This is a genomic window from Bacillus sp. 196mf, assembly GCF_003217275.1.
GTDB lineage: Bacteria > Bacillota > Bacilli > Bacillales > Bacillaceae_G > Bacillus_A > Bacillus_A thuringiensis_S.
Map to the genome: position 1 here is coordinate 724240 of NZ_QJTG01000001.1, position 24674 is coordinate 748913.

Consider the following 24674-nt stretch of genomic DNA (forward strand, 5'->3'; position numbering starts at 1 on the left):
TGGGTTTAGTAGTAACCTTACAAAATTGTAAGGTTAATGAAAGGAAATTCAATATGAAGATAAATAGACTTACATTATACTTGGTAAAGAGAAAGAGAGGCGAATGGGTATGAGCTCTGAATTAGAACAAAATACGAGAAGTAATAAAAAGCGTTCTAAAAGAAAGTCAATAAAATGGTTCATATTAATTCCATTTTTCCTACTTATTTTTGGAGGAGTAGGATATGGTTCGTTTATATATAATAAAGCAAAAGCTGTTGTAAATGATGCGTATGCGAAAATTGAAAAGTCATCAAAGCGTGATAAAGAAGTTGAACCTTTAAAGGATAATATTTCAATATTAATCATGGGTGTAGATGGAAGTGAAATGAGAAAAAGCCAATATGGCGAAGCAGTTCGAACAGATGCACTTTTATTAGCAACAATTAATAAAGATGATAAGTCTGTTAAGCTAGTAAGTATTCCACGTGATTCACGTGTTTATATTCCAACTAGAAAAAAATTAGATAAAATTACTCATGCTCACGTATTTGGTGGCGTAGAAAGCACACGCGATACGGTGGAAAGATTTTTAAATGTCCCTGTTGATTATTATGTGAAGTTTAACTTTGAATCATTCGTACAAATTGTCGATTCAATTGGTGGTATTGATATTGATGTACCAGTTACTTTCACTGAACAAGATAGTAAAGACCAAGCTGGTATGATCCATTTAGAAAAAGGTTACCAACATTTAAATGGAGAACAAGCACTTGCACTTGCAAGAACGCGTAAAATTGATAGTGACGCAATGCGTGGACAGAGACAGCAACTTGTAATAGAAGCAATTGCCAAAAAAGCGATGTCTGTTCAATCAATTAGCAAAATGGGCTCTTTACTAGATGCGGTTGATAAAAACATGAAAACGAACTTAACATTTGACGATATGCTTGCCATTACAAAAAATATGGCAGGATCTAATTTGGAAATGGAAAAAATGCAAATAGAAGGTACAGATAAACGTATCGGTGGTATTTATTATTACATTCCAAATGAAAAAAATGTAAAAGATATTTCAAAAAAATTAAATGATCATTTAGGTGTAACGCCAAAACCAGTTCGAAACGAATAATAAAAAAAGATTGGCTTTTGCCAATCTTTTTTTTGGAATGTATTTGTAACTTTTCTGTAACGATTTTTTAGTTTAGAAAAATTATACTCATATGTATGAGTATAATGGATAGGTAAAAAAGTAAAAGGACATATTCAAAATTTGTGGTAAGGAAAGATATCATATGCAGAAATGGTTAAGCATGATGGGAATTATCTTTATATTGACTGGATGTAAAATGTCTGAAGCTCCAACAAGTCTAATGGAAGCTCCAACAAATAAAAAATGGATTAATGAATTAAATGAACAAATTGATAAAGATTTACCTGTTAATTATCGCTTACTTACTCCAATGTCTAATAGAGATAAACAGACGACATGGTCAATGAATTTCGAGCGAGATAATAAAAAAGAAGCTGTCATCGTATATAAGATACCTAATGAAGATTATCATATATATTTAGCCGTATATGAGAAGAAAAATAATGGATGGAATATGAAGTCAACCTATACATTTGATGGGGAAGAAGTAGATATTGTTGAGGTAGGAGATTTCACAGGGAGTGGGAAAAGGGAACTATTGATAGGAATAACTACCAATCGTGATTTATTAGAAAACACAATGTATGTTTTTTCCGATGAGAGTGACGATATAAAGGAATTTTATAGACAGAAGTATACAAAGTTATTTATAGATGATTTAAACAAAAATGGTTTTAAAGACATAAGCCTTGTTTCGCATATGAAAGATGAACAGTTGAAGGTTCAGTTCATTGAAAAGTTTAAGGTATTGTCAGAGGTTACATTTGATCCGTATATAAATAGTATTCAAAGAATACAAATGGGTCGTATTTCTAAATCATTAAAGGCAGTTGTAATCGATGCGGGAACAGGGGCTCATTCAGGTATAACTTATGTAGCAAAATTTGATCAGGATCATTATGAAGTATTACCTATAGATGGGAAAGAAGATTTATTTAATGAATATGTTGTAGAAAGTAAAGATGTTAATGAAGACGGCATTATTGAATTTGTTCGTACTGTACGCCCAAAAGGTTGGGAAGATAAATCACATGGTGATAGTCCGCTTTTCGAACGTTACATACAGTGGAGTGAATCTGGAATTAAACCAATTGAAGAACGATATATAGATATAGAAAAAGGGTATTATGTGAAAATCCCTAAAGAGTTAATAGGGAAAATTACAATACCAGATCAGCAAAAAGAATCAAATTCTCAAAAGTTTTTGGATACAAGAACAAATGAAATATGGCTTGAAGTTCATATTTTTAAGCGGAAAGAATGGTTCAATATAAAAGGCTACAGTGCAGCAATTAAAACGGCTTCTCACGTATATGCAGTACCGAAGCAATCAAAATTTGAAAAAGTGAAAGCATATATAAAACCGCTAGCGGATTATCAACAAGAGTAGGAGGTGAGAATTATGTCAAAAATTTTAGTTTTAGAAGATGAATTAACAATCCGTAGCTTTATTGTTTTAAATTTAAAACGTGCTGGATTTTATGTAATAGAAGCTACTACTGGAGAAGAAGCGTTACAAATTTTGAGTGAACAAACTGTTGATATAGCACTGCTGGATGTAATGTTACCGGGGATTAATGGTTTAGAAGTTTGTAAGGCTATCAGGAAAGAAAATAAAAAAATGGGTATTATTATGTTAACCGCACGTGTACAAGATGAAGATAAGGTGCAAGGACTAGGAATAGGTGCAGATGATTATATTGCAAAACCGTTTAGTCCAGTAGTATTAACTGCACGTATACAGTCTTTATTAAGAAGAATAGAAGTACATGAAGAAAAAACGAATATTGTTACGTCAGGTCCATTTTCGTTAAATATTATAGAAGAAAGATTGTATAAAGATGGACAATTAGTCGATTTAACACCTACAGAGTATATGATATTACAGTATTTAATGAATCAGGCTTCAAAGCCAGTTTCGCGTGATGAAATTTTAAATATGATTTGGGGAACCAATTACGTAGGTGAGACGAAAGTGGTAGATGTAAATATGAGACGGTTACGTCAAAAGATAGAATGTAATCCATCAGAACCTGAATTTATTCTTACGGTGTGGGGAAAAGGATATGTGTGGAAGGAAAGTATAAGATGAAACGGAAAGTGACTTTATATTTTATGACGGTCATTACACTTATGCTTGTATTATTTGAAGTTGTATTTTCAGTCTCAATTTATCGATACTATTATAATGGTATTGTGCAATATATAGAGTCTCATGCGAAAACGAGTACACGTTTTTTTTCAGAATACAATTCACTATACTTTATTCGGTTACAAGAATATAGTGGTGACATAATTAGTAGCTTTCAATTAGAAGGAACAGAATTACAGTTAATTGATCGTCACGGCTCGGTTATACAATCTTCAAGTGGTGAAAAGATAGAAGGTAAAGTCAATATTCCACAATCATTATTAGAAGGTGAAATGTATAATCAAGTTACTAAGAAAGGTAATAAAAAACAACTAGAGGTGCTAAGCCCACTTATACATCAAGGACAAACTATTGGTGTTTTAAAATATACGACTGTTTTAACAAATGTAAATAAAAAGATTATTGAAATTATTACGTTTACTATTTCTGTAGGTATTGTTATTTCGGGAGTCGTCTTCTTAATTAGTAGACGTTTGGCAAATTCATTTGTTGAGCCAATTGAATCCATTATTCAAGCCTCTTCACAAATTGCAGAAGGCACATTAAAGCAAAAAATTAAAGAAGATTATCCTGGAGAATTAGGTGACTTGGCACATAGTTTAAATTATATGGCCTATAAAATAGATAAGGCTGAGCAGATGAAAAATGAATTCATTGCTTCTATTTCGCACGAAATACGAACGCCTTTAACAGGAATTAAAGGTTGGAGTGAGACGTTAAAAACAGTAGATCATTTAACAGAAGAAGAAATAAAGCAAGGTATGGGCATTATTTCAGGTGAGACAGATAGGTTGATTCATTTAGTAGAAGAATTGTTAGATTTTTCAAGATTACAATCAAATCATTTTAATTTATATAAACAAAAGGTGCAATTGTACGATATACTAGAGGAGACGATTTGGCAATTAACTCCTAAATCGGAAGAGAAGGAAATTCAATTTATTACTACTATAGACCGAATTGAATTGATGGGAGATCGAAATAGGCTAAAGCAAGTTTTCTTGAATATTGTTCAAAATGCAATTAAGTATTCACATAAAAAAAGCACAATACACATTGAAGCGACTAAAATAGAAGGACAAGCAGTGATTAAGGTAAGAGACGAAGGAATTGGAATTGCTAAAGAACATTTACCATATATTGAGCAATCATTTTACCAAATTAATAATCATGCTGCAGGTGCAGGTATTGGTTTAGCTATCGTTAAAAAAATGGTGGAGCTTCATGGCGGTGCGCTTAGTGTTACAAGTAAAGAAGGAATAGGAACAACAATTTTGATAAAACTCCCATTATAATACAAATAAAATCTATTTATATGGTGAAATAAAAATAAATAGATGTATAATTATATTGGGCGATTTATATATAAGATTAATAGGGAGAGGAATTCGATAGAATGGAAAAAGCTTTAAAAATTAAACAAATAGTAGTCGTTTTAATAGCGATTGCCGCAGTAGCTATTGGGTATTACATGTTTCAATCAATTACTTCACCAGCAAAAGCTGTTGCGAAACAAGAAAATGTAGTGCAGCTTGCAAGTGAACAGCCGAAAGTTGAAATGAATAAAACGGCACCAAGTCGTTTTAATGGAAAAGAAAGAAAAGTTGCTTATCTTACATTTGACGATGGGCCAGGGAAATATACGGCTGAATTATTAAATACGCTAAAACAACATGATGCGAAGGCGACGTTCTTTTTAATTGGAGCGAATGTCAAAGAATTTCCTGATTTAGTGAAACGTGAAAATGCTGAGGGTCATTATGTAGGCATGCATAGTATGACACATAATTTCGCAAAGTTATATAAAAATGGCGAGTATGTAAATGAGATGAAAGAAGATCAAGGTTTAATCGCTAATATTATTGGGAAATCACCTAAATTAACACGTCCTCCATATGGTTCGATGCCTGGATTGAATGAAGGTCTTCGAAATAAAGTGGTAGAAAGCGGATTTAAAGTATGGGATTGGACAATTGATTCATCAGATTGGAAATACAATAAAATGCCAGTTGATGCAGCTGCAGCACAAATTGCTCAAAATGTATTAACAAACGCAACAAAACCACAAGAAGTAATTTTAATGCATGATATTCACCCGCAATCAGTTGCTGCTGTGCCAGCAATTTTAAAGGGGCTAAAAGAAAAGGGTTATGAGTTTGAAGCTTATCATGAAGAGAATCACTTCCCAGTGAACCTCTGGCATGATAACCGTATGTAATGGAGGAATGAACGTTGAAGTATGGAAAAGTAGCAGTAGTAGGAGCATTATCAGTAGGACTTTTAACAGGTTGTTTCGGTGAAAAGCCAGAAGAAAATCTATATACAGCTTTTGAAACAGCAGCAACACAAGAAAAATCTTTAGTGGATGAAGCAAAAAAATTAGAGCAGTTAGAGAAACAAGGGCAAGAATTATATGCTCAAATTTTGCAAGAAGGTAAAGATCATAATGAAGCAGTTGTGAAGAAAATAGAGCAAGCTACTGCAAATGTAGATGATCGTGAAAAAGTATTGAAAAGTGAAAAAGAAATGTTAGAAAAAGCACAGAAGGAAACAAAATCTGTTCAAAGTAATATAGAGAAGATTGAAGATAAGAAGTTACAAAAACAAGCAAAAGCAGTAGAAGAGTCGTATAAAAACCGTTATGATGCATTCAAAAAGATGAATGAAAATTACACGAAAGTGTTAGCGACTGAAAAAGAACTGTATGAAAAATTAAAAGTAAAAGAAACGAAATTAAAAGAAATCGGTGAAAAAGTTAAAACTGTTAATGAATTAAATGTGGAAGCACAAAAGTCGAAAGAGCAGTTTAACAAATTTACAAAAGAGTATAATGACAGTAAATTAGCATTCTACAAAGATGCAGAAATTAAGATTAAAGATCAGAAATAAAGAAGAATCTAAAGTGTAATAAAAAGCCGGAGAAACATCGTTATAAATGTTTTTTCGGTTTTTTACGTTAAATGAATAGAAAAGACTGGAATTGATATCATAAAAGAGTTATAGTGAGTTATTCTAAGGGAAACATTGTAAAGTAAGGAGAATGGAAATATGTCATATGAATTTTTACTCAAATTAGGTTTAGCACTCTTTTTAGGATTATTCATCGGGATAGATAGGCAGCTAAAGAATAAACCACTTGGTGTGAAAACAAGTATGGTTATTTCTGTAGCAAGTTGTTTAATTACGATGGTTTCAATTGAATCTGTGCATGTATATTCTGTTCCAGGACATACAAATATGGATCCGATGCGACTGGCCGCTCAAATTGTTAGTGGAATTGGTTTTCTTGGCGCAGGTGTCATTTTACGAAGAAGTAATGATGTTATTTCTGGATTAACAACAGCTTCTATGGTGTGGGCTGCTTCAGCTTTAGGGATTGCAATTGGTGCGGGATTCTATTTACAAGCGACAGTTGCTATGGTTTTAATTATTTTAGCGATTAATGTACTTCCGCAACTTGTGAAAATTGCAGGACCGTATTCATTAAGACAAAAGGATTTATCTATAAAAATTACTGTTAAAGAGCATCATGAGTTAGATGGTATATTTAAGCAAATTAAAAATTTAGGCATGCATGTGAAACGCGTGAAAATTAAAGATATAGATAGTGGAGCATTTCAGCAACTGGAGATGGTTATTTTAGCTCCAGAAGATTTATATACAACAGAGTTATATAGTTCCCTGAAAGAGATTGATCGAGTAGTTTCAGTTGAAGTGGAAAGTAGATAATTGTGATAAAAAAGAGTGAAGTGAATTCACTCTTTTTTATTTGGATTTTTAAGGAATGAAATTGATATAATGATGAGTAACAAGGGGGAGAAATGATGGGAATACATATTAGAAGAGCAATAAAGGATGATATACCAGGTATAGCAAAGGTGCATGTTGATAGTTGGAAAACAACGTATAAAGGGATATTTGCTGACGAAATTCTAGATAATGTAGCATATGAGAAACGAGAAAAACAATGGGAAGATATTTTTCAAAAAGAAGGTAATCATCAATTTAGATTTGTAGCAGAGAATTTAAATGGAGACATAGTTGGATTCGTCGATGGGGGAGTAGAAAGAACTGGTACATATAATTGTGATGGAGAATTATATGCAATCTACCTTTTACAAGAGTATCAAGGAATGAAAATAGGACAAAAGTTATTTCAAGCTTTATTATCGGATTGTATAAACAATGATATACAATCACTTTTAGTTTGGGTTGTTACGAATAATCCTTCTAAAAAGTTTTATGAAAAATTTAACCCTGAAAAAATTGATACGAAATTTTTAGAGAGAGTAAGGGTAGAAGAAACAGCGTATTGTTGGAGAGATTTGAATTTGTTATACAAAAAGTTATATAGATTTGCTTAAATAATATTATTATGTAAACTTTATGTTTGAAAGAGGTATACCAATTAAGGTATACCTCTTTTGTTTAACCATTTTGGATAGATTACTAATGAAAAATAGTAAGTATGTAGTTTGAAACTGAGTATTTTTTTTCTTGTATTTTTAACTAGATTAAAGAAAAGAGAGAAAACAAGAAAAATTAAATCAGATAAAAAAATTCTGAAATATACTCTTGAATTGAATATCATTATCAATTAGAATCATAATTGATAACGACATTCAATTATCGTTTATTATATAAAATTTCGATAGCTTTAATATAAAGAGGAGGACCAACATGCAGCATGCGAAACAAATCGCAGAACATGCAACATTACAAAGCTTTTTAAACTGTTATTTAAGAGAAACAGGGAGTGGAGAATGGATTACAGAGGATGAAAGAATGAAGATTATCTTCAGTAATACGTTGAATAGAGATACAGTCCCCACATATTTATGTTGTCGGCTATCGGCACAGAACGTTACTTTGTATGGAGAAGTTATATATAAATCATCAACAGATCGTCATTTGTTTGGAGAACAATTTTATTATCAAATTGGAGATAGTAATTCTGTTATTAAAGCAGATTACGTTACAGTTATTACATTTTTAATAAAAGAGATGTCTATCAACTACGGAGAAGGGACGAATCCTGCGGAACTTATGCTTCGAGTTATCCGTAGTTGTCAAAATATTGAGGAATTTACAAAAGAGAGAATAGAAGATACGTCCGCATTATACGGTTTCCATACAACTTTTATAGAAGCGGAGCAGTCTTTATTATTTGGGCATTTAACTCATCCTACACCAAAGAGTAGACAGGGGATATTGGATTGGAAAAATGCAATGTATTCTCCAGAATTAAAAGGAGAATGTCAGCTTCATTATTTTCGGGCCCATAAAAGTATAGTAAATGAAAAATCATTATTATCAGATTCTACAACAACGATTATAAAAGAAGAATTAAGTAATGATGAGATGGTTAGTAAGGAATTTATAGAGAAGTACTGTAAGGAAGATCAATATGCATTAATTCCAATTCATCCGCTTCAGGCAGAATGGCTCTTGCATCAAGCTTACGTACAAGATTGGATAGTTCAAGAATTGCTTGAGTATATTGGACCTGTAGGTAAGTATTATATGGCAACATCATCACTAAGGACGCTATATCATCCCGATTCGAAGTATATGCTTAAGTTTTCATTTCCGGTGAAAGTAACGAATTCAATGCGTATTAATAAACTGAAAGAACTTGAGAGTGGTCTTGAAGGGAAGAAAATGTTAAAGACGGCTATTGGTGAAGTACGAGAAAGGTTTCCAGGCTTTGATTTTATTTGTGATCCAGCCTATATTACATTAAATTATGGAACACAAGAATCTGGATTTGAAGTGATTATTCGCGAGAACCCTTTTTATAGTGAACATGTAAACGACGCAACATTAATTGCTGGGCTAGTTCAAGACGCTATACCTGGAGAGCGTACGCGGTTATCGAATATTATTCATCGCCTAGCAGATTTAGAAAGTAAAAGCTGTGAAGAAGTAAGCTTAGAGTGGTTTAGACGATATATGAATATTTCTTTAAAGCCAATGGTATGGATGTATTTACAGTATGGTGTTGCATTAGAAGCTCATCAGCAAAATAGCGTTGTTCAGCTAAAAGATGGTTATCCGGTCAAATATTATTTCCGTGATAATCAAGGATTTTATTTCTGTAATTCAATGAAAGAGATGCTTAATAATGAATTAGTTGGTATTGGAGAACGTACTGGAAATTTATATGACGACTATATTGTGGATGAGAGATTTCGTTACTACTTAATTTTCAATCATATGTTTGGTCTCATTAATGGTTTTGGCACAGCAGGATTAATTAAGGAGGAAATTCTTCTCTCGGAATTAAGGTCTGTACTTGAATCATTCCTTCCGTATAACCGGGAACCTTCAACATTTTTAAGAGAATTATTGGACGAAGATAAGTTAGCGTGTAAAGCAAATTTACTAACGAGATTTTTCGATGTCGATGAGTTAAGTAATCCATTAGAGCAAGCAATTTATGTGCAAGTACATAATCCGCTCGTTAGAGAAGTGGCTGTTCGTTCATAAATAGCGTTAAAATTTCACGTAATACAAATAATGGTATTTTGTCATAAGGTGGAGGGTTTTATGAGAGTGGACATGTATCATACGAAAGTATTGAAGGCGCTCGAATCAGAAGATTACATTTCAGTACGAAGAAGAGTGCTACGTCAATTAGTAGAATCGTTAATTTATGAGGGGATTATTACACCGGTTCGCATAGAAAAAGAAGAACAAATTCTTTTTATAATACAAGGACTTGATGAAGAAGACAAAAGTGTCACGTACAAATGCTATGGCAGGGAACGGATGACATTTGGACGTATTTCTTTAGACTCATTAATAGTAAGAGTCCAAGATGAACAGCAAGAAATACAATCTGTCTCGCAATTTCTAGAAGAAGTTTTTCGGGTTGCTAGTGTAGAACAAGCTAAATTAGATTCTTTTATGCACGAATTAGAACAAACAATATTTAAAGACACGATTGCACAATATGAAAGAAATAATAAGAAAGAATATACTCAAAAATCTTACGATGAGTTTGAAAGCCATTTAATAGACGGCCATCCATATCACCCTAGTTATAAAGCACGTGTTGGATTTCAATATCGTGACAATTTTCAATATGGATATGAATTTATGCAGCCAATAAAACTCATATGGATTGCAGCGCATAAGAATTATGCGACTGTAGGTTATGAGAATGAAGTGATGTATAACGACCTTTTAAAAGAGGAGATTGGCGATCGTAAATTAGAAGAGTTTATGGAACGAATTCGTAATAGGGGATGTTATCCAAAACAGTACGTGTTTATACCTGTTCACCCATGGCAGTGGGAGAATTTCATCATTTCAAATTATGGGGATCATATACAGGGTAATTTTATTATTTATTTAGGAACATCAGAGGACGATTATTGCGCGCAACAGTCAATGAGAACGTTAAGAAATATTACGAGTCAAAAGAAACCGTACGTTAAATTATCGATGAATTTACTCAACACTTCAACACTCCGTACACTGAAACCATACTCTGTTGTAAGTGCACCAGTAATATCAAATTGGTTAAATGATGTTGTAAGTAATGACGCCTATTTAATGGATGAAGCACGTTTAATCTTGTTAAGTGAGTTTTCAAGTGTAACGTATGACACGAATAAGAAAGCTATATATGGTTCATTAGGATGTATTTGGCGCGAAAGCGTTCACAAGTATTTAGATGCACAAGAGGATGCAATTCCTTTTAATGGTTTATACGCTAAAGAGAAAGATGGTACACCAATTATTGATGCGTGGTTGAATAAATATGGAATGAAGGATTGGCTACAATTACTTATTCAAAAAGCGATAATACCAGTTATACATCTTGTTGTAGAGCATGGCATCGCACTGGAATCACATGGACAAAATATGATTCTAGTCCATAAAGAAGGGGTGCCTGTTCGTATTGCGTTAAAGGATTTTCATGAAGGGCTTGAGTTTTATCGTCCATATTTGAAAGAAGTTGACAAATGTCCCGACTTTACTAAAATGCATAAAACATATGCGAATGGAAAAATGAATGATTTCTTTGAAATGGATCGCATTGAATGTTTGCAAGAGATGGTGTTAGATGCACTATTTCTGTTTAATTTAGGAGAATTAGCATTCGTACTTGCGGATGAGTATGGATTGAAAGAAGAACATTTTTGGATGATGGTTGTTGAAGAAATTGAAAATCATTTAAGAATATATCCACATTTGAAAGGTAGATTTGAAAATATTCAATTATATGCACCTACATTCTATGCTGAACAATTAACGAAACGTCGATTATATATGGATGTGGAATCGCTTGTTCATGAAGTTCCAAATCCATTGTATAGAGTAAGACAACTTATGAAACAAAAATCAGCTGTTACAGGGGGAAATTATGCTAATCGTTAATAAACAAGAGTATAGCAAAAGTGATTTTGAATTGAGATTACAAGTTTATGAGGAAATGGAACAATTTCAAAAAGCAGAAGGAAATAGATTTGCACTTTGTCTGAAAGATCCATTCGATATTATTACGCTTGTGTTTTTCTTAAAAGAAAAGAAATCATCAGTATTACTTATACATGAAGATACGCCAAAAGAAACGGCTATTGAAATGGCAAAGCGTGCAAATTGTGTAGGGATTTTATATGGAGAATATGGCGATTTTACAAAATTAGAAGTAGGGAACTTTTTACTAGAAGAGCCTTCTTTATTGCAATATAGTTCGGGAACTACGGGAGAACCGAAACTGATTCGTAGAGCATGGACGGAAGTTGATACAGAAATTACTGCCTATAATGAAGCTTTAAACTGTGAAGTAGATGAAGTGCCAATCGTTATGGCTCCTGTTTCACATTCATACGGACTAATATGTGGTACGTTATCAGCAATTACGAGGGGGAGCAAGCCTGTAATCATTACGAACAAAAATCCTAAATTCGCATTAAATATAGTTCGCAATACAGAAAAACATATTATATATGCAGTACCACTTATGTTACACATTATGGGGAGTTTTCCATTAGGAACGTTCCAGTTTCATAAAATTATGACATCAGGATCGCCTTTGCCAGAAGCACTATTTTATAAACTAAAAAAAATGACAACATATATGATGCAGCAATACGGTTGTTCTGAAGCAGGTTGTATTAGTATATGTCATGATATGAAAAGCCATTTAGATTTAGGAAACCCTCTACCTCATGCAAGTATAAGCATAGGTTCAGATGAAAATGCACCGGAAGAAATCGTCGTGAAAATGAATGATAAGGAAATTTTCACGAAGGATTTAGGGTATAAATCTGAGCGTGGCATTCATTTTATGGGGCGTATGGACGATGTAATTAATGTCTCAGGATTAAAAGTCTTTCCTATAGAGGTAGAAGAAACGATGCTTCGATTGGAAGGTGTGCAAGAGGCAATTGTATATCGGGGGAAACATCCTGTGATGGGCGAAATAGTTAAAGCGAAAGTGATCTCTCATGTTGATCCAGTGAAAATAAGAGAATGGTGTATTCAGCACTTACCTTCTTATAAAGTTCCGCATGAAATTGAAAGTGTAAATGAAATTCCTAAAAATAAAACTGGAAAAGTAAGTAGAAAGTTACTAGAGATGGGAGAGGTTACAACATGAGACGGGAAGCGTTAAAGAATGCCGTGTTAAAAATTATGATAGAAAAAATGGAACTGAAAAATGTAACGCATTTAGAAGAAACGATGCGCTTAAATCAAGATTTATATATAGATTCGGTAATGATGTTACAGCTTATTGTATACATAGAAATGGATGTAAAGCTATGCGTTCCAGAGGATGAGGTAGACCCAAAGGCATTTCTTACTGTAGGATCTTTGCTTGATTTTATGGAAGAGTTAGAGCCGTTACAGGAAGTAAATGTGAATAACTAACCTTTAGGAAAGTGGATGAGAGTATGACTTCAATTAAAGTGCACTGTTTAGTGAGTTGTTTTTGTGAAATTATAAAAAGGCGTAGCGACATTGATTTTCGTCCATTTTATTTTGGACTATGGGATGGAGATTTTGATATAACACAAGGCGGAATTATTTCATATCACTCTGAAAACATTAACCATGATCATTATTTAATTTGGTTTGAAAAATTGTACGGTATTAAAGTAAACGAATGGTATGATCATGCAAAAGATAAAGATAGCAATGTAGAAACGTTTTTAGAATTAGTAGAAAACAAGCCGGAAAATCGTTATGTCATTGTAATGGTTGATATGTCTCTATTACCAGAGAGGGAAAATAAATTTCATCAAAAACCGTTTCCACATTATTTAATGATATCAAAAACAGAGAAAGAAGAAGAATGGTTCATGCTAGATCCTGATTTTCGTTGGGAAGGAAATATGGAAAGAGAAAAAGTACTTCACTCTATTCAAGATAACCCATTTGGTGGAGGTTATTTCATTGATATAGAAGGAATTGGAGAGCCAACGCAAGAAACAGTAGCTAGTTATTTCACAGAAACATTCAAAAAGAACGACAATGAACTGACTATGGAACTGAAAAATTTAATTGTAAAAATGGCAAATGAGGAAGAAGGATATGCGCTTTCTGGACTTGTAGCAGCAGTAAAACAAATACCAGTACTTGCAATTCGTAAATATAGTTATGAGCATGCCTTTGCATACTTCCGTGAAACGTTGCAATATTCGGAGCAAGAATTTGATTATTGGTGTGATCGAGTAGAGGATATTGTACAAGGATTTACAAATGTACAGTATCGTGCAATTAAAATGGCAATGACGAATAATAAAGGTATGCTAGTATCGATTATTGAAAAACTGGATGAAATGAATGCAATTGAACTGCAAATTAAGAAGGAATTAGAGAGACAGTTTCTATCATGGAAAGGTATGAAAACAAATCAATCTGTCGCAACTCTTTAATAAGCTAACTGAATTTAAGATAGGAGAGTTTAATACTATGAAATATTCGCTATGTACCATTTCATTTCGTCATCAATTAATTTCATTTACTGATATTGTTCAATTTGCATATGAAAACGGTTTTGAAGGAATTGAATTATGGGGGACGCATGCACAAAATTTGTACATGCAAGAACGTGAAACGACAGAACGAGAATTGAATTTTCTAAAGGATAAAAACTTAGAAATTACGATGATAAGTGATTACTTAGATATATCATTATCAGCAGATTTTGAAAAAACGATAGAGAAAAGTGAACAACTTGTAGTACTAGCTAATTGGTTTAATACGAATAAAATTCGCACGTTTGCTGGGCAAAAAGGGAGCAAGGACTTCTCGGAACAAGAGAGAAAAGAGTATGTGAAGCGAATACGTAAGATTTGTGATGTGTTTGCTCAGAACAATATGTATGTGCTGTTAGAAACACATCCCAATACACTAACGGACACATTGCCTTCTACTATAGAGTTATTAGAAGAAGTAAACCATCCGAATTTAAAAATAAATCTTGATTTTCTTCATATATGGGAGTCTGGCGCAGATCCAATAGACAGTTTCCATCGATTAAAGCCGTGGACACTACATTACCATTTTAAGAATATATCTTCAGCGGATTATTTGCATGTGTTTGAACCTAATAATGTATATGCTGCAGCAGGAAGTCGTATAGGTATGGTTCCGTTATTTGAAGGTATTGTAAATTATGATGAGATTATTCAGGAAGTGAGAAATACGGATCTTTTTGCTTCCTTAGAATGGTTTGGACATAATTCAAAAGAGATATTAAAAGAAGAAATGAAAGTATTAATAAATAGAAAATTAGAAGTAGTAACTTCGTAATGTGAAATGATGTGAGAGTCTCGTTTAGAGGCTCTTTTTTTATGGTAAAATATAACCAAAAATTTCCATGTATTTTAATTTGAATTTAACACAATTTATATATAAATAAGGAGGTGATTGGTAATGGCTAGAAATCGTAATTCTAATCAATTAGCATCACATGGAGCACAAGCAGCTTTAGATCAAATGAAGTATGAAATTGCACAAGAGTTCGGTGTACAACTTGGAGCTGATACTTCTTCACGTGCAAACGGTTCTGTAGGCGGTGAAATCACAAAACGCCTAGTAGCGATGGCAGAACAACAGCTTGGTGGCGGATATACTCGCTAAATGTAGAAGGTTATAGGAGAAAGGAAGGATTCTTCCTTTCTTTTTTTTTCAATTAATTGGTATGGATATATAGTGAACAGAATTCAAAGAATAGAAGTAATACTATATTTTACCCAATTTCTTTTGTTGTGAATGGGAAGTATTAAAGATGTAATAGCCCTGGTGGAATGAAAATTATGTTCCAGCAGGGCTATTATATGGTAAGAAATATATGATGAAAGGTTCCGAAATCAACATGTTAAAAAAAGAAAACTGTTGTTTAATTGCGCTTGCATCAGTTCCACTTGTCATGACATTAGGGAATTCAATGCTCATTCCAATCTTGCCGACAATTGAAAAGAAATTACATATTTCATCGTTTCAAGTATCCATGATTATTACAATTTACTCTATCGTAGCCATTTTACTTATACCGATTGCTGGTTATTTATCAGATAGATGGGGACGAAAGATGGTAATGGTTCCGAGTTTGCTGATTGCGGCTATAGGAGGAGCGATAACTGGTTGGGTATCATGGAAAGTTGATAATCCCTACATTTGGATACTAATCGGTAGAGCGATTCAAGGTATTGGTGCTGCTGGTGCAATGCCGGTTGTTATACCGTGTGTTGGTGATTTATACAAAGATGAAAAACAAGTTAGTACAGGTTTGGGAATCATTGAGACATCCAATACATTTGGAAAAGTGCTGAGCCCTATTTTAGGATCTGCTCTTGCTGCCATTGTATGGTTCTTACCATTTTGGGCGATTCCAGTTTTATGTGTCGTAGCAATTGTTTTATTGCTGGTATTAGTAAAGGCAAAAAAACAAGAAGGGGAAGTACCGCCACTAAAAGAGTTTATTCGATCTATTATCTCTACGTTTCGAGAAAAGGGAAGATGGTTAATTGCCATTTTTGCATTAGGTGCAATTATTATGCTTATTTTATTCGGAATTCTCTTTTATTTGTCGACTATACTGGAATCAAAGTATGACATTCATGGTATATGGAAAGGGTGTGTGCTTGCTATCCCGTTACTTGTACTGTCACTTAGTTCCTATATGGCCGGTAAAAAAATTGGAGATAATCAAAATGTTATGAAGAAGTGTATTTATATTGGTTTTTTAATGGCAGCTGCATCAGTCATCATTCCTTTATTTATAAAAGGGATTTACTTACTACTTCTTTGTCTCGTTATTATGGGGATAGGAATTGGTATGGCACTCCCATGTTTAGATGCTCTCATTACACAAGGGATTGAAAAGGAGCAAAGGGGAACGGTTACGTCCTTTTATAGTTCAATGCGATTTATCGGTGTAGCAGCTGGACCACCTTTATATTCTTTTTTTATGAAAGGGGCGGACCATGAAGTGTTTTATTTGACAAGTATTTTCGCTGCCATTGGTGCTGTTATAGCAATCATTTGGATTAAACCAGCAAAAGATGCAAAGACGGTAAAACAGAAACCGGAACCTACTTCATAATTTGAAAGAGAATTGCATGATGTTTTCAGTAACATGCAATTCTCTTTCGTTCATTAAGAATAAATAACTTGTTTTAACATATAAAGCGCGACACCCCATATGATGAGACCAGAAAATTTATTTAATAATAAGATTGTCTTTCCGGTTGAGTCTAGTCTTTTTAGAAATTTCCCCGCTAAAGCTAAGCTTATAAACCAAATCCAAGAAACGATAATAGTTGCAAGTGTAAAAGCCCATTTTTCACTTCCTATGTATTGAATAGAATTTGTTCCAATTACACCGATTGTGTCTAAAATTGCATGTGGATTTAATAACGAAACTGATGCTGCGAAAAGGATTTGCTTTTTTAAGGGCATACTTTTTTCTTGTTTTACATCGTTGGAAGGGTTACTTCTCCAAATAACAAAGCCCATATATAGGAGAAAGAAAAATCCAATTATATATAACGAGTTAGTTAGCCAAGAAAAAGTAAGGAGTACAAGGGAGACACCTTGCACCGCAATCAATATGAGTAACGTATCACATATAGAGGCAGTTAATACTACAGGGGCTGCCCTCCAAATGTTTGGTTGGCTAGCGCCTTGGTTAAAGACAAAAACATTTTGTACACCTAATGGAATGATAAGTCCAAATGCAAGAATGATACCATGAATAATTGCTTCACTCATCATATTACCTCCTATTTTAATTCATTATGATAGTGTATATTGTATAGAAGAAATGAAAATTTGTATCCATCCATATGGTTGGGGAGGTTACCAACCAAAAAGAATATAAGGTGATATGATGGAAAGATTCGTTTGGAAACCGAATATGTCTCTAGCGACGCCGCTGTATAAACAAATAGAAACGTATATAAAAGAAAGGATTGTTAATGGAGAATGGACCGTTGGAACAAAATTACCTTCACAAAGAGATTTGGCCCATACATTTGGTGTGAATCGAAGCACAATTGTAATGGCTTTCGATGAACTAGTTGCGAAGGGATATATTGAAGGGAATGGCAGGAAAGGAACAATTGTTGTAAATAATAATGAGAATGCTTCAACTTACGCACCCCCGCCTAATTGGCAGTCTTATGTAGAAACAGGAGTTCATTATCCGAATCTCCCAGCTATTCAAGAGATTAATCAAGCTGAATTTTATCCACATGTAATTCGGTTAGGAACAGGTGAGCTCGCGCCGAGTCTCTTACCTGAGAAAAAGATGAAAGAAATTATGAATAAGCTTTTAAAGTCAAATGTGACGCTTGGGTATGAAGAGCCGAAAGGAAATCTGTATTTAAGGGAAAAGATTTCCGAATACTTAAAGGAGCATGGCGTATATGTATCTCCTGCCTCTATATTAATTGTTTCAGGAGCAATTCAAGCGCTGCAACTTATTTCTATGGGGCTTCTTTCGAAAGGGGCATCCATCTTATTAGAGAAACCATCCTATTTATATTCGCTTAATGTTTTTCAATCAGCAGGAGTACGTTTAATTGGAATCCCAATGGATGAGAGCGGGTTACATACATCATATATTAAGAAATATAAGAAGCAGTTCAATGCCTCTATTTTATATACGATCCCGTCTTTTCATAATCCGACGAATTTTAGTATGAATACTAAGAAGCGAAAAGAAATAATGGAAGTATGTAATGAAATTGGATTACCTATTATAGAGGACGCAGTGTATCAAGACTTATGGTTTGATGCACCTAGTTCGAAACCTTTAAAAGCCTATGATAAAAATGGAATTGTACTACATATTGGAAGCATGTCCAAAGTAATTAGTCCAGGTTTAAGAATTGGATGGATTGTTGGACCCGAGCCAGTAATTCAAAGATTGTCAGACATAAAAATGCAAACAGATTATGGTTCAAGCACTATATCCCAGCAAATTGCAGCAGAGTGGTTTACAAATGGTCTATATGATGAGCATTTGCGATTTGTAAGAAGTGAATTGAAAAAACGAAGAGATTTTATGTTACTAATGTTAGATAAATATCTTCGTGAAATAGCAACTTGGCATGAACCAACAGGCGGGTTTTATATATGGGTACATATAAAAATACCCATTTCATATCGCAGTTTATTTGATAAAGCTCTGCAAGAAAAGGTTTTATTAAACCCAGGTACTTTATATGATAGAAGTGCAAATCAATTTTTGCGCCTATCGTATTCATACGCAACGTTAGAAGAAATTGAAATAGGTATAAAAAAACTTGCACAACTAATGAAAAAGTAAGAGGAGAAAGTAATGAAACAATATGTAATTTGCCAAATGATCAATGGAGAAAAATATTTAGCTGCTTATGCGGAGACCCAGCAAGAAGCAATTGAAAAAGCAGAACTGTTAGGATTAAGAACGGGAAATCGTTACATAGTTATTACTGCAGAAGAAGCCGAAGGGTTATCGTACCCTTAAACAATGTACGAGATTGTATAGGAAGTAAATAAGCCTAGTAATATAAGAAATTACTAGGCTTATTTACTATTAATTTGTCAAACGTTTTTGTATGCAAAATAATAATATTATGAGTCAAGTTGACGAAAAAATCGATTTGTCTTTCGGTCTTGATTTCTTTTTCTATATTCATCAATATATTGCCTAAAGTTCCAAGCTTGTAAAAATTTATTAGCAGAGTTATAACCAGAATTGTAAAGCCATTCTTTTTCTTCCTTTGTCAGTTCAAAATTAGTACTTGTAATCGTTCCTGTTGGAATTGTAATGGTTCTTGCTTTTGATTCCTTATCTAAATGACGTAAATCGTGAGCTTGCATCATTGTTTTAAATAGTCCTTTGAACATAGAAATAGGCTCGTTATAGTGAGCAGGGTCAGCTTGAATCTCATCTTTTACAAAATGAAATCCGAAAGTCGGCCAGCGAGGAGCGGTAGGTGAATCGAAGATCCAAATTGGATAATTACTTAGAATTCCTCCATCAACCATATAACAAGGCTGCTTCCATTTTGGAGTTCTCCATTTTACGGGTTCAAAGAAGAAGGGGATTGTACTACTCATTCTTACCGCTTTAGCGATAGAGAAGCGATAATTTAAAAATCCGTAGTTTGGTAAGTCGTCAGGAAAGACAACCATTTTACCATTACTAATATCAGAGGCGATGATTTTGAGTTTGTTTAGATCTGGTAAATCAGTAAATAAATGAACACCTTTTTTTCGAAGTAATTCTTCAATCCATTCTTCTATAAATACATTAGAGTATATACCTAGAGTAGTCCATGCACTTAGTCCCTTACCGATAAAAGGAATTCTATCAATAAAAGTTCTTTTCGTAAATTTATTATAATCAATATCAGTTATAATCGTTTTTAACTCTGAACAAGAATATCCTGCCGCTAGGAGCGCTGCAATAATCGAACCAGCCGATGTACCAGCTACACGTTCCCATTCATAACCTTTTTCGGCTAACGCGCAAATTGCCCCGACATGCGCAATACCGCGCACACCGCCTCCTTCAAAAACACCATCAATCTTCATTAAACATACTTCCTTTCGAATAAAAGATTTGGAAATGGCAAAAAAGCACGTATTGTACGTGCTTTTTTTTAATAGTTTTTAAGTTTACTAGCAGCCTACAAAGCCGCCCCAACAGCTAGCTCCGATGATGATTAGAAGGATAAATAAAACGATTAATAAAGCGAAACCTCCGTAACCACAACCGCCGCCACCGTATCCGTAACCACAGCAACTATATCCGTAACCCATGTGGAATTCCTCCTTATATTTAAAAATGAACGAGGGGAAAATGTACTGGAAGAAATAAAGAATTATCGTGTTTGTAGGAACAATGTATAGTATGCTTTTTTAAACTTGTTCGCGTACGAAGGATAAGCCCGTTTTTTAGAGGCTTGTTGATTTTGTAAAGAATGAAGTATAATCTTTGTACTATGATATAAATAAGTATGTAAATGTAAGGAGAATTTATGAATAAAAAAATTGAAGTATTAATTGATAAATATGAACTAACACACTTGAAAGAAGAACTTATTAATACTGTATTTCCTTGTATAAAAGTTGTGCCAAAGCAGCAGGAAACTGTTGCGATAGGTAGTTCGAAAATGGGAGGAGTTCCTGATTTACCAGCTTTATTTGAATATCCAAAGTATAAGGGAAATCCACTACAATTTATCGCACAATTTAACTTAAGTGATTTACAAAACGTTGGTATGGATCACAATCTTCCTAAGACGGGGATGCTGTATTTCTTTTGTATTGAAAATTATTTTGAAGAAAATGTGAATCTAACAGAAGCTGGGCGTGTACTTTATTATGATGTTCCTGTAGAGCAATTACGAAGAGAAAATGAAATACAAGCGAAATATAACCAGTGTGCAATTACTTTTGAACTGACATACAAATTACCAGAACTTTTCATTGAAGATGAGGCTGATTCAGATCGTTTCTTGCAATTACTTGAAGAGCTAATTCCAGATAACTACGATAACCATCAAATGTTTGGTGAGCCATTCTCTGTACAAGAAGAAGTGTTATATGAGACAGGAGAATATATGGGAGTAGACCCGCAGCAAATGACTCTTTTATTCCAAATTGATTCAGATCATAAAAATTGTAATATGGTTTGGGGAGAACTAGGGATGCTATATTTCTGTATTAGTAATGAAGATTTGAAAAATCAACGTTTTGAAAATACATGCTGTGTATTACAAACATGCTAATGAAAAAAGGTTGTTCTTTTAAAAAGAACAACCTTTTTATGTGAATTAGTTAATATGCATAATCTCATATGACCTATACGAAAAAGTATTGTATACTCTGAAACTATACGATACTTTTTCGTATAGTTATAGAATATAAGGAGTGACAAGATGGGAAAGACAAGTAAGTATGTGACAGCTGCCGCACTTTGTTCAACTATAGTAATGGGAGGCTTACAAGCGTCATCTGTATCTTATGCAGCTACAAATCCGACTACGGTGACAGCACAATCAGATGTAAAGTTATTAGATGATTTCAGAAAAGAATTAAAAAAACAGATTGATAATCGAGAAGAAAATATTACAATCACATATAAAACAAAAGATAGAAATGCTAGAAATATTATGGATCAATTGTATGGTGAGTTTAATAAAATTGTAGATGCTGATGAGTATGTAAAATATAATGTAGCGTCTACTAGATATTCTATTAAAGGAATGCCAGGGGACTATACGTTTACACTGCAAGTAAAATACCGTGAATCAAAAGAACAAACTCAATATGTAAAAGCTCAGGCAAAATCAATTGTTGGATCAATTGTAAAACCAGGAATGGATGAGCATGAGAAAGTAAAAGCTATTCACGATTACGTTGTGAAGCATGTGTCTTATGATACGTCTTATCAAGCGTATACAGCATATGAAGCATTAGCGAATCGTTCTGCCGTTTGCCAAGGATATACATTATTAACGTATGAGTTGTTAAAAGAGGCAGGTATTCAAAATCATATTGTAACAGGCACAGGAAATGGACAAGCTCACGCGTGGAATTTAGTGAACATTGAAAACAAATGGTATCACCTAGATACTACATTTGATGATCCAGTACCAGATAAAGCAGGGCGTGTAACTTACTCATATTTTAATATGTCTGACGAACAGTTAAGTAAAGATCATGAATGGGATCGTAGCAAATATCCAGCGGCAACTACAAGTTATTTTGGTGAATTAACAAATAAAATAAAAGCTGGTAGCTCAAAAACTGTTGTATATGAGCAGATGTTAAAAGAAACAAATTTACAATACTTATCTGCAGAATACGGAGCAGAAAATTATAATGAATTTAAGCAAAAGTTGCAGCAACAGTTTGCAGCCAAACCAGAAAAAGTAGAAGTACGATATAAGCAGTCCATGGATGGAACGATGCAAGATATAAAGAAAGTATTAAATGAAATAAATTGGCCAAAAGGTGCAAAGCGTGTGTCTTATCAAGTAGCACCTTATAGTGCATTGGCTGGTTATTCATTGGCGACAATTACATTTACGTATTAAGCAATGAGAAAGAGCATCTGTAAAAGATGCTCTTTTTATATTTGTTGATCACTTTAAAATATTGGGAATTATGTGATAAAATAAAAAGGAGAGGATGTGAATGCTGAATGAACTTGTTCGAAAGTAATATTTTCACATTGATATATACTTGTTTAGTAATCGGACTTATCGTTTTGTTTTTCATATCATTTACTTTGTTTATTAGAAGAGTATTACAAAGCAGCGTTGCAAAGAAACACCATGTGATTAATATGAACCAGAAGCTAGATCGAATTATTGAATTGCTTGAAAAAGATAAGAAATAGCGATAGAAGAAGTATGAAAAGGGGAAAGAGAATGGCGAATTATATAAAAGAATTACGTGAAAAAGTAGGACATGATTATGTTTTCTTAAACTTTGCCGGTGGTTGTGTATTTAATAAAGAAGGAGAAGTATTACTGCAAAAAAGAGGAGACTTTAACGCTTGGGGCTTTCCAGGTGGCGCAATGGAGATAGGGGAATCGGCTGCGGAAACTGCAATCCGAGAAATAAAAGAAGAAACCGGGTATGATGTAGAAATAAATGAGCTTATTGGAGTGTATACAAAATATTTTCAATCATATCCAAATGGAGACAAGGCACAGTCAATTGTGATGTGTTTTTCATGCTCAATAGTTGGGGGCGACAAAAAAGTAGATGGTGATGAAACGTTGGATTTGAAGTTTTTCCCGTTAGACGACATGCCACCGTTATTTTGTAAACAGCATGAAGATTGCCTGCAAGATTTATTGGAGAAAAGAGTAGGGGTATATCGTTAACATATAAAAAAGAAGCTAAATGAGATTAGCTTCTTTTTTATGTTTTATTTCCACCAATCATCAAACATTGACGCTGGTACTTGTCTTTTATGCTCACTCACTGTGTAACGTTTTTCAATTTTCTCTGCAACGTCAGCTGGAACTGCTTTACCTTCTAAATAATCATCTAATTGATCATAAGTAATACCTAACTCTGTTTCGTCAGCTTGACCTGGTTTTTCATCTAATAAATCAGCTGTTGGCATTTTTAAGTAAAGTCGCTCGTCTGCACCTAACTCTTGTAATAATGCACGTCCTTGGCGCTTCGTTAATCCCGTTAATGGTAATAAATCTGCACCACCATCTCCGAATTTTGTAAAGAACCCTGTTACAGCTTCTGCAGCGTGATCTGTTCCGATAACAAGAAGCCCTTTTTGTCCACCAGTTGCATATTGAGTAACCATACGGATACGTGCTTTCACGTTACCTTTATTGAAATCTGTTAATGATTCACCCAATAAGTTTTCATATTGATTTGAAAAAGCATCAACAGTTGAAGCAATATCAAATGCAACAGATTGATCTGCTTGAATGAATTGTAATGCTAATTGTGCATCATCTTCATCTTTTTGTACTTTATAAGGAAGACGTACGGCGATAAACGTTACATTACCACCTTCGTTACGAATTTCTTCAACTGCAAGTTGTGCTAAGCGTCCTGCTAATGTAGAGTCTTGGCCGCCGCTAATACCAAGTACAAATCCTTTTGCACCTGTTTTTTTTACATAATCTTTTAAGAAATCAACTCGTTTACGAATTTCAACTTTTGGATCAATTACAGGCTGAACATGTAATGCTTTCATAATCTGTTCTTGTAATGTCATTATGTTTTCCTCCTATTCATATTAAAGCGGTAAATAAGTTTATATGTATAATGGTACATACTTCTATCCTTTATTATTTCGCAAAACTAACGAATATACAATAGGATGTGTGTATGAATACGAATGTAGTCATTATAAATAAAGTACTACGTATAAGCAATTTTTTTAAA

26 protein-coding genes are annotated in these 24674 nt (G+C 33.7%); 22 read left to right on the forward strand and 4 right to left on the reverse strand.

Translation table 11 applies throughout. The annotated features are described in order from the left end of the window. Nucleotides 1-109 precede the first annotated feature (109 nt). The 16 genes from ATL10_RS03970 to bcbE all read left to right on the forward strand — a co-directional run bounded on the left by ATL10_RS03970 (nt 110) and on the right by bcbE (nt 16851). A complete protein-coding gene (locus tag ATL10_RS03970; protein WP_002093954.1) occupies nt 110-1111 on the forward strand; it encodes an LCP family protein in 1002 nt (333 codons plus the stop codon). Nucleotides 1112-1274: 163 nt separating this feature from the next. After that, nucleotides 1275-2522: a hypothetical protein gene (locus tag ATL10_RS03975; RefSeq protein ID WP_001174878.1), complete on the forward strand. Its 1248-nt coding sequence runs from the start codon at nt 1275-1277 to the stop codon at nt 2520-2522. A 12-nt stretch (nt 2523-2534) separates the two neighbouring features. Continuing rightward, the gene (locus ATL10_RS03980) at nt 2535-3224 is read left to right on the forward strand and encodes a response regulator transcription factor (protein WP_000036074.1); all 690 of its coding nucleotides are present in this window, start codon (nt 2535-2537) and stop codon (nt 3222-3224) included. Continuing rightward, complete coding sequence (locus tag ATL10_RS03985) at nt 3221-4579, forward strand: sensor histidine kinase (protein ID WP_000824526.1); 1359 nt, start codon at nt 3221-3223, stop codon at nt 4577-4579. Before ATL10_RS03980 ends, ATL10_RS03985 begins: the two co-directional genes overlap by 4 nt. Before the next feature lie 101 nt (nt 4580-4680). Next, nucleotides 4681-5502: a peptidoglycan-N-acetylglucosamine deacetylase gene (locus ATL10_RS03990; RefSeq protein WP_061661212.1), complete on the forward strand. Its 822-nt coding sequence runs from the start codon at nt 4681-4683 to the stop codon at nt 5500-5502. 14 nt (nt 5503-5516) lie between these two features. Then, entirely contained in the window at nt 5517-6173 is a 657-nt protein-coding gene (locus ATL10_RS03995; RefSeq protein WP_000873563.1) for a YkyA family protein, read from the forward strand. A 159-nt stretch (nt 6174-6332) separates the two neighbouring features. Next, nucleotides 6333-7013 (forward strand): MgtC/SapB family protein, encoded by a 681-nt coding sequence (locus tag ATL10_RS04000; protein WP_000119510.1) that lies wholly within the window; start codon nt 6333-6335, stop codon nt 7011-7013. A 92-nt stretch (nt 7014-7105) separates the two neighbouring features. Next, complete coding sequence (locus tag ATL10_RS04005) at nt 7106-7648, forward strand: GNAT family N-acetyltransferase (RefSeq protein ID WP_090976241.1); 543 nt, start codon at nt 7106-7108, stop codon at nt 7646-7648. 316 nt (nt 7649-7964) lie between these two features. Beyond that, entirely contained in the window at nt 7965-9773 is a 1809-nt protein-coding gene (locus ATL10_RS04010; protein WP_110496458.1) for an IucA/IucC family protein, read from the forward strand. A gap of 60 nt (nt 9774-9833) precedes the next feature. Beyond that, entirely contained in the window at nt 9834-11672 is a 1839-nt protein-coding gene (locus ATL10_RS04015; RefSeq protein ID WP_053564713.1) for an IucA/IucC family protein, read from the forward strand. After that, a complete protein-coding gene (locus ATL10_RS04020) occupies nt 11659-12897 on the forward strand; it encodes an AMP-binding protein (RefSeq protein WP_000909573.1) in 1239 nt (412 codons plus the stop codon). Before ATL10_RS04015 ends, ATL10_RS04020 begins: the two co-directional genes overlap by 14 nt. Continuing rightward, nucleotides 12894-13169 carry a petrobactin biosynthesis protein AsbD gene (gene asbD, locus ATL10_RS04025; RefSeq protein WP_001250560.1) on the forward strand — a complete coding sequence of 92 codons (276 nt, stop codon included), beginning with the start codon at nt 12894-12896 and terminating at the stop codon, nt 13167-13169. Before ATL10_RS04020 ends, asbD begins: the two co-directional genes overlap by 4 nt. 23 nt (nt 13170-13192) lie before the next feature. Then, nucleotides 13193-14176 carry a DUF6005 family protein gene (locus tag ATL10_RS04030; RefSeq protein WP_139213213.1) on the forward strand — a complete coding sequence of 328 codons (984 nt, stop codon included), beginning with the start codon at nt 13193-13195 and terminating at the stop codon, nt 14174-14176. Nucleotides 14177-14213: 37 nt separating this feature from the next. Next, nucleotides 14214-15056, forward strand: a complete 843-nt coding sequence (locus ATL10_RS04035; RefSeq protein ID WP_000877687.1) for a sugar phosphate isomerase/epimerase family protein — start codon at nt 14214-14216, stop codon at nt 15054-15056. A 123-nt stretch (nt 15057-15179) separates the two neighbouring features. Beyond that, the gene (locus ATL10_RS04040) at nt 15180-15386 is read left to right on the forward strand and encodes an alpha/beta-type small acid-soluble spore protein (RefSeq protein ID WP_000113545.1); all 207 of its coding nucleotides are present in this window, start codon (nt 15180-15182) and stop codon (nt 15384-15386) included. A gap of 235 nt (nt 15387-15621) precedes the next feature. Further along, on the forward strand, nt 15622-16851 hold the full coding sequence (gene bcbE / locus ATL10_RS04045; RefSeq protein WP_141241086.1) for a bacillibactin exporter BcbE: 1230 nt from the start codon (nt 15622-15624) through the stop codon (nt 16849-16851). A 53-nt stretch (nt 16852-16904) separates the two neighbouring features. On the opposite strand, the gene ATL10_RS04050 is transcribed toward bcbE, so the two are convergent. Next, nucleotides 16905-17519 (reverse strand): LysE/ArgO family amino acid transporter, encoded by a 615-nt coding sequence (locus tag ATL10_RS04050; protein WP_001287303.1) that lies wholly within the window; start codon nt 17517-17519, stop codon nt 16905-16907. Between the two features lie 118 nt (nt 17520-17637). Between ATL10_RS04050 and ATL10_RS04055 the strand changes: the two genes are divergently transcribed. Together ATL10_RS04055 and ATL10_RS04060 are read left to right on the forward strand one after the other, a co-directional pair. After that, nucleotides 17638-19080 carry an aminotransferase-like domain-containing protein gene (locus tag ATL10_RS04055; RefSeq protein WP_069355447.1) on the forward strand — a complete coding sequence of 481 codons (1443 nt, stop codon included), beginning with the start codon at nt 17638-17640 and terminating at the stop codon, nt 19078-19080. A gap of 12 nt (nt 19081-19092) precedes the next feature. After that, nucleotides 19093-19260: a DUF3933 family protein gene (locus ATL10_RS04060; RefSeq protein WP_000816390.1), complete on the forward strand. Its 168-nt coding sequence runs from the start codon at nt 19093-19095 to the stop codon at nt 19258-19260. Between the two features lie 107 nt (nt 19261-19367). Here the strand turns inward: ATL10_RS04060 and ATL10_RS04065 are convergent, their stop codons facing one another. Together ATL10_RS04065 and ATL10_RS04070 are read right to left on the reverse strand one after the other, a co-directional pair. Further along, on the reverse strand, nt 19368-20333 hold the full coding sequence (locus tag ATL10_RS04065; protein ID WP_110496460.1) for a patatin-like phospholipase family protein: 966 nt from the start codon (nt 20331-20333) through the stop codon (nt 19368-19370). An 87-nt stretch (nt 20334-20420) separates the two neighbouring features. Next, on the reverse strand, nt 20421-20561 hold the full coding sequence (locus ATL10_RS04070; protein ID WP_000540419.1) for a YjcZ family sporulation protein: 141 nt from the start codon (nt 20559-20561) through the stop codon (nt 20421-20423). A 218-nt stretch (nt 20562-20779) separates the two neighbouring features. Here ATL10_RS04070 and ATL10_RS04075 point away from each other — a divergent pair, with 218 nt between their 5' ends. The 4 genes from ATL10_RS04075 (at nt 20780) to ATL10_RS04090 (ending at nt 23641) form a co-directional block, all read left to right on the forward strand. Then, complete coding sequence (locus tag ATL10_RS04075; protein WP_090976248.1) at nt 20780-21532, forward strand: YwqG family protein; 753 nt, start codon at nt 20780-20782, stop codon at nt 21530-21532. A 150-nt stretch (nt 21533-21682) separates the two neighbouring features. After that, nucleotides 21683-22843, forward strand: a complete 1161-nt coding sequence (locus tag ATL10_RS04080; protein WP_000520865.1) for a transglutaminase domain-containing protein — start codon at nt 21683-21685, stop codon at nt 22841-22843. A 107-nt stretch (nt 22844-22950) separates the two neighbouring features. Continuing rightward, nucleotides 22951-23148, forward strand: a complete 198-nt coding sequence (locus tag ATL10_RS04085) for a DUF4083 domain-containing protein (RefSeq protein WP_001048104.1) — start codon at nt 22951-22953, stop codon at nt 23146-23148. 31 nt (nt 23149-23179) lie between these two features. Then, a complete protein-coding gene (locus ATL10_RS04090) occupies nt 23180-23641 on the forward strand; it encodes an NUDIX hydrolase (protein WP_000024996.1) in 462 nt (153 codons plus the stop codon). Nucleotides 23642-23685: 44 nt separating this feature from the next. Here ATL10_RS04090 and nadE read toward each other — a convergent pair whose 3' ends face one another. Then, nucleotides 23686-24504: an ammonia-dependent NAD(+) synthetase gene (gene nadE, locus ATL10_RS04095; RefSeq protein WP_110496462.1), complete on the reverse strand. Its 819-nt coding sequence runs from the start codon at nt 24502-24504 to the stop codon at nt 23686-23688. Between the last annotated feature and the right edge of the window lie 170 nt (nt 24505-24674).